Source organism: Maribacter sp., assembly GCF_049667165.1.
Classification (GTDB): Bacteria; Bacteroidota; Bacteroidia; order Flavobacteriales; family Flavobacteriaceae; genus Maribacter_A.
Genome location: NZ_JBATHS010000426.1, coordinates 1 through 3,319, shown reverse-complemented (window position 1 = coordinate 3,319; position 3,319 = coordinate 1). Strand labels below are relative to the sequence as shown.

General features: G+C 43.0%; 2 protein-coding genes. Both read right to left on the bottom strand.

Translation table 11 applies throughout. The features are described 5' to 3' along the window. Nucleotides 1-940 (bottom strand): AIR synthase related protein (locus WBM98_RS18995; RefSeq protein WP_424367592.1); only part of this gene is annotated, 940 nt, incomplete at its 3' end. Nucleotides 941-1,028: 88 nt separating this feature from the next. Next, on the bottom strand, nucleotides 1,029-3,215 hold the full coding sequence (locus WBM98_RS18990; RefSeq protein WP_424367591.1) for a glutamine synthetase III: 2,187 nt from the start codon (nucleotides 3,213-3,215) through the stop codon (nucleotides 1,029-1,031). Between the last annotated feature and the right edge of the window lie 104 nt (nucleotides 3,216-3,319).

The window sequence follows — 3,319 nt, the reverse complement described above, 5'->3', positions numbered from 1 at the left end:
ATAGATTGTCCTTTATAATATGAAGATTATCTATAAAATGAAGGATCTTGGTTTGTGCGCCACCACTGCAGTGCACCATGCCGTGAATATCGGTTGCATTGTACTTCGACAAGATCTTCTTTACAATCGGCGCATAGGTACGGGTAGGTGACAACACTAATTTACCCGCATCGATAGGGGAATCCTGGACTTTATCCGTTAAACGTATATTGCCAGAATATACCAAATCCCCAGGCACAGCCGCATCAAAACTTTCTGGGTATTTTTCAGCCAGATATTTGGAAAAGACATCGTGCCTTGCAGAGGTCAATCCATTGCTGCCCATCCCCCCATTATATTCCTTTTCATAGGTTGCCTGACCAAACGATTCCAGACCCACAATAACATCACCTGCCCTAATATTGGCATTATCAATAACATCTTTGCGCCTTAACCTTGCTGTCACCGTAGAGTCTACGATTATCGTTCGGACCAAATCCCCAACATCGGCGGTCTCACCCCCAGTGGAATGGATCACCAGTCCATGTTCGGCCAAATCGGCTATCAATGCCTCGGTACCATTGATAATGGCCGAGATAACCTCTCCTGGAATCAGGTTCTTATTACGCCCAATGGTAGAGGATAACAATATATTTTCAATAGCTCCGACACAGATCAAGTCATCTATATTCATGATCAAAGCATCTTGGGCAATGCCTTTCCATACCGATATATCGCCCGTTTCCTTCCAATACATATAGGCAAGGGAAGATTTGGTACCTGCCCCATCGGCATGCATAACCAAACAATAGGCGTCGTCATTCGTTAGATAATCAGGTACGATTTTGCAAAAAGCCTTTGGAAATAGCCCTTTATCTATATTCTTAATGGCATTATGAACATCCTCTTTTGAAGCTGAAACCCCCCGTTGCTTGTATCTTTCGCTATTTGATGAAGCCATGTATGATAGTTTGAGGCAAAAATAGTGGATTCGTTAAAAAAAGCCCACAAATTGTGCGCTTTTAAATTCATTTGAGATCTCGAGGGACTTACTTCACAAACAATAACTCCCTATACTTGGTCAAGGGCCATAGTTGATCATCGACCAACCGTTCCAATTTATCACAATGGTACCGTATTTCCTCAAAATAAGGTTTTACTTTTTCACAATAGGCATAGGCTTTTTTATGGGTATCGGTCATGATATTGGCCTTTTTTCGCTCTTCTACCATGGCATCGGTCTTCTCCTTTAGTATTGCTATATGTCCTGATATCGCCTCAATTATAATCAATTGACTGTTGGCCTGTTTCTTAAAGGAAGCTCCATAGATTTCCTTTAATCCCCGAACGTTATTGATGAGTCGGTTTTGATATTCAACAACCGATGGAATAACATAGCTGTAAATAAGTTCATTAAAAACCCTGCCTTCAATTTGAACATGCATGATGTAGGCTTCCAACTCGACTTCTTGTCGTGCCTTGACCTCGACCTCGCTCATGACACCCATGGACTTGAATAGTTCCAAACTTTCCTTGGAAGTCAGTACTTGAATGGCATCCGGCGTATTCTTATTATTGCTCAACTTTCTCTTTGCCGCCTCTTTTTCCCAATCCAAACTATATCCATCCCCATCGAAGCGAATTCTTTTCGAGGTTTTGATATACTCCCGCAAAACATTGAATATGGCCTCGTCCTTTTTTAGGTTCTTTTTGTCGACCAAGACATCAACCTCTGTTTTAAAGGCCATCAATTGTTTGGCCACAATCGTATTGAGCACGGTCATGGGTTTGGCACAATTGGTTTTCGAACCCACCCCGCGCATTTCGAATTTGTTGCCGGTGAAAGCAAATGGGGAGGTTCTGTTCCTATCGGTATTATCGAGCATGATTTCAGGAATCTTCCCGACCACATTCAGTTTTAATTCCGTTTTTTCTTCTGGGGATAGTTTCCCTTGGGAAACCCCTTCCAATTCATCAAGCACACTACTTAATTGTTTACCAATGAATATGGAAATTATCGCCGGTGGTGCCTCGTTCGCCCCCAATCTATGGTCATTGCTTGCCGACGCAATCGACGATCGCAAAAGCTCTTCATACGTATCGACGGCTTTGATCGTATTTACGAAAAAGGTTAGGAACTGCAAATTCTTCATAGGTGTTGACCCCGGGCTCAATAAATTCACCCCGGTGTTCGTGGCCAAAGACCAGTTGTTATGTTTGCCCGAACCATTGATTCCGGCAAAGGGTTTTTCATGAAATAGGACCTTCAAATGATGCTTTTCGGCCACTTTCTCCATCACATCCATCAATAACAGATTATGATCGACGGCCAAATTTGCCTCTTCAAAAATCGGTGCCAGTTCAAATTGGTTGGGCGCCACCTCATTATGCCTTGTTTTGACCGGAATACCCAATAGGGTACATTCAACTTCCAAATGGCGCATAAAACTCAATACCCTACTTGGTATCACACCAAAATAGTGGTCGTCTAACTGCTGCCCCTTTGCTGCTGTTTGCCCCACCAAGGTACGTCCTGTCATCACAATATCAGGTCGTGACATGGCCAAGGATTTATCGATCAAAAAATACTCTTGTTCCCAACCCAAAGTAGCGTTTACCTTTGAAACATTCTTGTCAAAATATTTTGCAACCGCAGTTGCCGCATCGTCTATTGCATTCAATGCCCGTAGCAAAGGGGCCTTATTATCCAATGCCTCACCCGTATACGCCACGAATATGGTGGGTATACACAGGGTTGTTCCATATAGGAATGCCGGTGACGTTGGGTCCCACGCGGTATAGCCCCTTGCCTCAAACGTGTTTCTTATGCCCCCATGCGGAAAGCTAGATGCGTCGGGTTCTTGTTGTACCAATTGCCCGCCGCCAAATTTTTCCAAGGCCTTACCATCTGGTAAAAGGTCAAAAAATGCGTCATGCTTTTCAGCCGTGGTGCCGGTCAAAGGTTGAAACCAATGCGTATAATGGGTTGCCCCTTTGCTGATGGCCCATCCCTTCATGGCCTCAGCCACCTGATCGGCTATTTTCCGTTCTATTTTAGAACCGGAATCAATGGCTCCCCGAACACTCTCCAATGCATCTTTGGTCAAATACTGCAACATTTTATCCTCATTGAATACATTGGTTGCGAAAAATTCGGAACGCCTACCCTTTTCCTCAATGGGGAGTGGCGTTCTTTTTTGACTTTCAAGAATTGCGTTAAATCTTAATCCAGACATAATTTTAATAGATTTCGACAAAAATAATGATTAACGATTTAATAATTTAAACTATACAATAATACCTTTTACACAAAATACCCCAAAAAAATAAGGGGTATGCG

What these genes read in the sequence shown, in the direction of transcription:
- WBM98_RS18990 (WP_424367591.1), bottom strand. Translation starts at nt 3,215, where the DNA reads ATGTCTGGATTAAGATTTAACGCAATTCTTGAAAGTCAAAAAAGAACG.